Below are 5,912 nucleotides of genomic sequence, written 5' to 3' on the forward strand. Positions count from 1 at the left end.
GGCCGCCATCGCCTTCCCCCTCACCCACCCCCGCGTCGTCAACGTCACCCTCGGCATGCGCACCGCCGAGCAGGTCACGCGTAACGCACAATTGCACGGGAGTACCGTCCCCGGCGCCCTGTGGGACGACCTTCGTGTCCGAGGGCTCCTCAGGGACGGCACGCCCACTCCGGACCACGTCCCTGGTCCGGCCGCAGAACGGAGCCCCTGATGTCCCTGACCGACAAGGCGATCGCGCAGATCCGCGAACTCATCGCCTCCGGAGCGCTCCCCCCCGGTGCCAAGCTGCCCCCCGAGCAGGAACTGGCCGCCCAGCTCGGGCTCTCCCGCAACCTCGCCCGCGAGGCGGTCAAGGCGCTCTCGGTGGCACGGGTGCTGGAAGTCAGGCGGGGCGACGGCACCTACGTCACCAGTCTGCAGCCGAGACTGCTCCTCGAAGGGCTCGGCGGGGCGGTGGAACTGCTGCAGGGCGACCCCTCCGCCGTGCTGGACATCATGGAGGTACGGCGCCTGCTGGAACCCGCCGCCACCGCCCTGGCCGCGACCCGGCTGTCGGACGAGGGGCTGGCCGAGGTGAAGCGGCATCTGGACGCCATGCGGGAAGCACGCGAGGACGTGGAGCGCCTCAACGCCCACGATGTCGCCTTCCACCGCGCCATCGTGGACGTCACCGGCAACGAGACGCTGATCAGCCTGCTCGAGGGCATCTCGGGACGCACCCTGCGCGCCCGGGTCTGGCGCGGCCTCGTGGACTCCCGGGCGGCGGGACGCACGCTCGCGGAGCACGAGGCGATCTACGCGGCCCTGGCCACCCGAGACGGCTCACTCGCCCATGCCGCCGCACTCCTGCACGTGAGCAACACCGAGCAGTGGCTGCGCGAGCACCTGACGGCCGCCGGCGCCTTCCCTGCGACGCCGGCGGAGCTCTGAGAGAGCCGAGGCACCCGACGGCACCCGGCACGGCTTCAGCCGGTCGGTCAGCGCCTGCCGAGCTGTGGGGTCGGTACCCGGTGTGTTTCACGGCCGCTCAGCGCCGCGAGTGAGGACACCACCGAGACGGAGATGCAGATCCACACGATGGTGTGCCAGGTGCTCGCGCCGGCGTTGAGTGCCTCGGCGAGAGTCGGGGCGAAGCCCGATGCGAGCAGGCCGAGCATCAGTCCCACCGCCATGCCGGTGTAGCGGACGGGCGCGGGGAACTGCTCGGGGTAGTAGGCCGCTCCGACACCGATCGGCATGATGTAGAGAATGCCCTGCCCGATGACGCCGGCGGCGAAGACGAGCGGAATGTTGCCCGCGTCGATCGCGCTGAACAGCACGAGGAGCGACAGGCTCGAACCCAGTGCGCCGACGACGAACACCGGCTTGCGGCCGATCCGGTCCGACAGCCGTCCGACCAGCGGGGCCATCACGACCGCGGTCAGGTTGCCCAGCGACACGACGGTCAGCATGACGGGCCGGGAGATGCCGGCGGTGCCGGTCGCGTAGGCGAGGGCGAAGACGGTGAAGATGGTGCCGACGACATTGATGGTGCTGCAGATCGCCACGCGGAGGGTGACCGTCCAGTACTCGCGCAGCAGCCTGGCGATGGGCAGGGACGCGCCTTCGTCGCGCTGCTGCATGTCGGTGAACACCTCCGGCTCCTCGACCTTGCGCCGGAGCAGGTAACCCACGATCGTCAGCACACCACTGAGCAGGAACGGCAGCCGCCAGCCCCAGGTCAGGAGCTGGTGCTCAGGAAGGGTGGCCAGCGGCAGGAAGACCAGGCTGCCCAGCCCCATCCCGAGTTGCATCCCGCTCATCGAGAAGCCGGCGTAGTAGGCGCGTCGGTTCTCGGGCGCGTGCTCGATGGTCAGCGAGGTCGATCCGGGTGACTCACCGCCCGCGGAGAGGCCCTGCACCAGTCGCAGCAGGACGAGCAGGATGGGAGCCGCGACGCCTATCGTGGCGTAGGAGGGCAACAGTCCGATGGCGAAGGTGGCGACGCCCATCAGACCGATCGTCAGGACCAGGGCGAGCCGGCGGCCCAGCTTGTCCCCGACGTGTCCCCACAGCACCGCGCCGAAGGGACGGGCGACGTAGGCGACGCCGAACGTGCCGATCGACAGGAGCGTTCCGCTCTGCCCGGAGTTCGGGAAGAAGACGTCGCCGAAGACCAGAGCGGCGGCCGATCCGTAGATGAGGAAGTCGTAGTACTCCAGGGCGCTGCCGAAGAAACCGGAGACGGCCGCGCGGCGGACGGTGCGGGATCTCGACCTGCGGGGGGCTTGCAGAGCGGGTGTGAGCACGAGGTTGCTCCAGGGGTGTTGCTGAGCTGTGGCTCAGTGGGTGATCGGGTTGAGGCGAATGGTCCGGGGGCCGTCGGTGGTGTCGAACGAGACCGCGTAGAGCCCGTCGGGACCGCCGTTGAAGACGATGTCCACGCCGAGTTCGGCGGGTGTGACGACGTCGCCGAGCCAGGCCTTCAGGTCGGCTTCGGTGCCGCCGATCTCGATGCCGGTGACCCCCGTTCCGCGTACGTCACCGGTTCCGGGTTGCGGGGCGAGCAGGCTGGAGTGGTGGGTCAGGTCGGGGACGTAGTAGATGTTGGGCTTGCCGAGCAGCCAGGAGTTGCGGAAGTCCGGCGCGTGCACCGACGGTGAGGTGCCTTGCGCAGGGACCATGCGCACCTTTCCACCCGCGATGTCGCCACTCGGTGTGACACCGCGGTGACGGGCGAACTCGGCCACCTCGTCGAGGTTGTCGCTGCGCAGGCAGAGTCCGGCGAAGCAGTCGCCCCGGGCGGTCTGGCGCTCCAGCTCCAGAGCGATCGGCGCCCGTTCGGCGATCATGCGGTGATCGACGATGCTTTCGACCTCGATGTAGACGAGGCCGCCGAGGGACAGCAGCTTCTGTCCGAGGCCCAGGCCGGGGAAGTAGCCGCCGTCGGCGCTGCCCAGGCCGGTGGCACGGCTCAGGTCGGCCGTTGTCCGGTACAGGTTGTCCGACCAGACGGCTATGTGGTCAAGGCTGATCAAGGTGCTTTCCTGTCGTTGAGGGAGGAGCGGCCCTCTGGGGCGCAGGCCCGATGGGGACGAGGGCGAGGGCCGACCCGTTTCTTCACAACGCCCTGGCCTCGCTGCGCAGTTGGGCGGCCGGTCGATGAGGGAGTTGTCGTCGCTCCTGGTGGCCCGCGGGGCCGGCTCACCGGTGACCGCTGCCTCAGGTGCTTACGGCGCCCATCCGAGGTAGGCGCGTGCATTGGCGGTCAGGGTGTCGGCGTCCAGGCCCCCTGCCGTGGCGAAGGTGAGGGGATCGCTCTGCGCCATGTCGAACGGGTAGTCGCTGCCGCACAACACGGCCTGTTTCCCGACCCGTTGGACCAGGAGGTCGAGCAGGGCCGGATCGTGTGTGACCGTGTCGAAGTACAGCTCCCGTGCCGCCTCGCCGGGTGGGCGGGCCGAGTCCCGGCGGACGTCTCGGCGCGCGTGCCAGCCGTGGTCCCAGCGTCCCAGGAGAGACGGGGCACAGCCGCCGCCGTGCACGAAACAGATCCGCAGTCCGGGCAGCGCCTCGTGTACGCCGCCCAGCAGCAGGGCGGCCACGGCGGTGGCCGTCTCCACGGGGTTGCCGACCAGGTTGACCAGGTAGTGGTGCGACCATTCCGGCCGGGACAGTTGCATGGGGTGCACCAGCACGGTGAGTCCGAGCCGTGTGCACTCGGTGAGCACGTGCCTCAGGACGCCGGAGTCGAGGGACTCGCTGCCGAGGAGCGGGGGGATCGCCACGCCGACGATGCCGGGCGTCGCGGCCAGAGTCTCCAGGCGGGTGGTCGCCGTCGCGGCGCTGTCCAGGGGTACCAGGCCGAACCCGGCCAACGCGCCCTCGGAGTCGGCGACCGCGGCGGCGAGTGCGTCGTTGAACGCGTCGACGTAGTCGGTCGCCGGTCCGGCCACCGGAAAGGCGAAGGGCGGCGCGGACAGGACCCGGACGGCGATGCCGGCTTCGGCCATGTCGGTGCGGATCGCCGCGATGTCGCTCATCGCGCGGGTGGCGATGGACAACGGGACGTCTCCGAGGTGGAGTTCGCCGTCGCGGTCCCGCAGCGGCCCGTAGGGCGCGCCGGGCGGCAGCCCGAACAGCTCCGTGGGCAGCCAGTGCGCGTGGATGTCGATCCCGCCGGTCATGCGGGGTCCAGCGGGAGCGGCTCGTTGGCGCTGTCGAGGTGCTCGACGGTGGTGAACACCAGCTCCGTGTCCCCCACGTTCTCGATGTCGTGGAGGAGGTACTGTCCGGCCGCGAAGGTGAAGTGCCGTGTCTCGCCCGCGGCGTAGGAGACGTCGCGGGTGGTGCCGTCGCTGGTGTGCTGGCGGCTTCGGCCTGCGTTCACCGCGGTCCAGAAGTAGTCGAGCACGTGCCGGTGGGCGTGCCAGCGCTCGCCGGGCGCGAGGCGGATCTCCCAGACCCGTACGCGGTCGTTCTGGCTGAGCAGCCGTGAGCCGACGGCTCCGTCGTGGGCGTGGGCGTCGAACTCGGCGCGCAGTTCGGGGCTCCAGCCCTCGAAGTCGCTGCCGATCAGTTCGCCGGCCAGCGGCAGGTCGGACAGGAACGCGGTGTCGGTCATCTCGGATCTGTTCCTTTCGGGTGTGGAGTGCGGGGTGCGTGGTGCGGTGCGGGTGTTCAGTGGCCCGGGCCGTAGAGGCCGAAGCGGAGGCTGGGGTCGCCGGGGGTCCAGGAGTTGTGGAACTGGGAGCGCTCGCCCATGTCCTTGACCCGGTCCAGCAGCCTGGCGGCCAATTCGAGCTGCGCGGGCTCCCATTTGCGCAGGGCAGCGGGGATGTCGCCCTCGGAGGAAGTCAGTGCGTCGGCCAGGGCCCAGGCGTCGGCTGCGGCTTTGGCCGTGCCGGCGGCGGCGTGGGGGCGGGCGGCGGATGCCGCGTCGCCGAGCAGGGCGATCCGGCCGTCGGCCATCTTCGCCGACCGGACGTCGGAGACGACCTGGATGTAGGGCTGTTCGGTGCCGAGGACCACTTCGGCCGCGGCCGGAGCCAGCAACTGCGCGGCGGTCGCGCGCATCTCGTCGACGTAGCGGTCCTGGACCTGGCCGGGGTGCAGCGAGACGGTGCCGGTGAAGCCGCGCTTGTCGATCAGCATCTCGGCCAGTTCCGGGCCGCTCGGCACGTTGCGGTACCAGACGTAGTTCATCAGCCGGTCCTGCGGGCCGGTGCCGGTCTCGCCCGGGATCGGGTAGAGCGTGATGTGGGAGTGCGGGACGACGCTGTAGGAGATGGCGTTGCCCAGCAGTGACCGTACCGCCGGGGGCAGTTGCCGCTCCGGTACGGTGCCTCGCCAGCCGATGTAGCCGGAGTACTCCATGGCGAAGTCGGGGTCGAGCAGCCGGCGGCCGACGGAGGTGATGCCGTCGGCGAAGACCACCAGTTCCGCTTCCGCCGTCCGTCCGCTGACGAAGCGGACGGTGGCACGGTCGGCGTCCTGGGTGACGCCGCAGGCGAACTCGCCCAGGTGGTAGCGCTCGGTGCCGAAGTCGGCGAGCAGGGCGCGGTAGAAGGTGCCCCAGGAGGTGTAGGTCCAGCGGCGCTCCTCCCGGTGGATGATCTCGTTGTCGGGGCCGAGGTACTGCACGTGGTCGGTGGAGGTGGACAGGTTCTCGGGGTGCTGGTCGCTGCGCTCCGTGAACCATCGGACGGTGTCGGGCTGCAGCACGATCCCGCCGCCTCGGCCGTCCAGGGGTGTCGGGGTGCGCTCGAAGACGTCGACGTCGAAACCGAGGTCCCGGAGCAGCAGTGCGGTGGTCAGCCCGCCGATGGAGCCGCCGATCACGAGGGCGCGGGCGTGGGCGTACGGGGACATCAGGACGTCTCCTCGAGTTGGGCCGCGGTCCGCGGTGCGGATTCCGGGTCGGAGGTGGAGGT

6 protein-coding genes and 1 pseudogene are annotated in these 5,912 nt (G+C 70.4%); 2 read left to right on the plus strand and 5 right to left on the minus strand.

Translation table 11 applies throughout. The features are described from left to right. Both EHS43_RS47180 and EHS43_RS35175 read left to right on the plus strand, forming a co-directional pair. Nucleotides 1-211, plus strand: a pseudogene (locus EHS43_RS47180) (aldo/keto reductase); the annotation flags it as partial. Continuing rightward, complete coding sequence (locus EHS43_RS35175; protein WP_125194692.1) at nt 211-930, plus strand: FadR/GntR family transcriptional regulator; 720 nt, start codon at nt 211-213, stop codon at nt 928-930. The pseudogene EHS43_RS47180 and the gene EHS43_RS35175, both read left to right, overlap by 1 nt. Before the next feature lie 47 nt (nt 931-977). Here EHS43_RS35175 and EHS43_RS35180 read toward each other — a convergent pair whose 3' ends face one another. From EHS43_RS35180 to EHS43_RS35200, 5 genes are all read right to left on the minus strand, one after another. After that, nucleotides 978-2,288, minus strand: a complete 1,311-nt coding sequence (locus EHS43_RS35180; RefSeq protein WP_125194693.1) for an MFS transporter — start codon at nt 2,286-2,288, stop codon at nt 978-980. A 33-nt stretch (nt 2,289-2,321) separates the two neighbouring features. Continuing rightward, nucleotides 2,322-3,017, minus strand: a complete 696-nt coding sequence (locus EHS43_RS35185) for a VOC family protein (RefSeq protein WP_185806550.1) — start codon at nt 3,015-3,017, stop codon at nt 2,322-2,324. A gap of 192 nt (nt 3,018-3,209) precedes the next feature. Next, nucleotides 3,210-4,166, minus strand: a complete 957-nt coding sequence (locus tag EHS43_RS35190; protein ID WP_125194695.1) for an amidohydrolase family protein — start codon at nt 4,164-4,166, stop codon at nt 3,210-3,212. Next, entirely contained in the window at nt 4,163-4,603 is a 441-nt protein-coding gene (locus EHS43_RS35195) for a hypothetical protein (protein ID WP_125194696.1), read from the minus strand. The genes EHS43_RS35190 and EHS43_RS35195 overlap by 4 nt, the downstream gene beginning before the upstream one ends. A 56-nt stretch (nt 4,604-4,659) precedes the next feature. Continuing rightward, nucleotides 4,660-5,912: FAD-dependent monooxygenase (locus EHS43_RS35200; RefSeq protein ID WP_312023462.1), on the minus strand; the 1,253-nt coding region annotated here is incomplete at its 5' end.

This window comes from Streptomyces sp. RP5T, from assembly GCF_003933965.1.
Taxonomy (GTDB): domain Bacteria; phylum Actinomycetota; class Actinomycetes; order Streptomycetales; family Streptomycetaceae; genus Streptomyces.

Excerpts from the sequence above, each read along its gene's own strand:
- EHS43_RS35195 (WP_125194696.1), bottom strand. The coding sequence starts at position 4,603 with ATGACCGACACCGCGTTCCTGTCCGACCTGCCGCTGGCCGGCGAACTG.
- EHS43_RS35175 (WP_125194692.1), top strand. The coding sequence starts at position 211 with ATGTCCCTGACCGACAAGGCGATCGCGCAGATCCGCGAACTCATCGCC.
- EHS43_RS35190 (WP_125194695.1), bottom strand. The coding sequence starts at position 4,166 with ATGACCGGCGGGATCGACATCCACGCGCACTGGCTGCCCACGGAGCTG.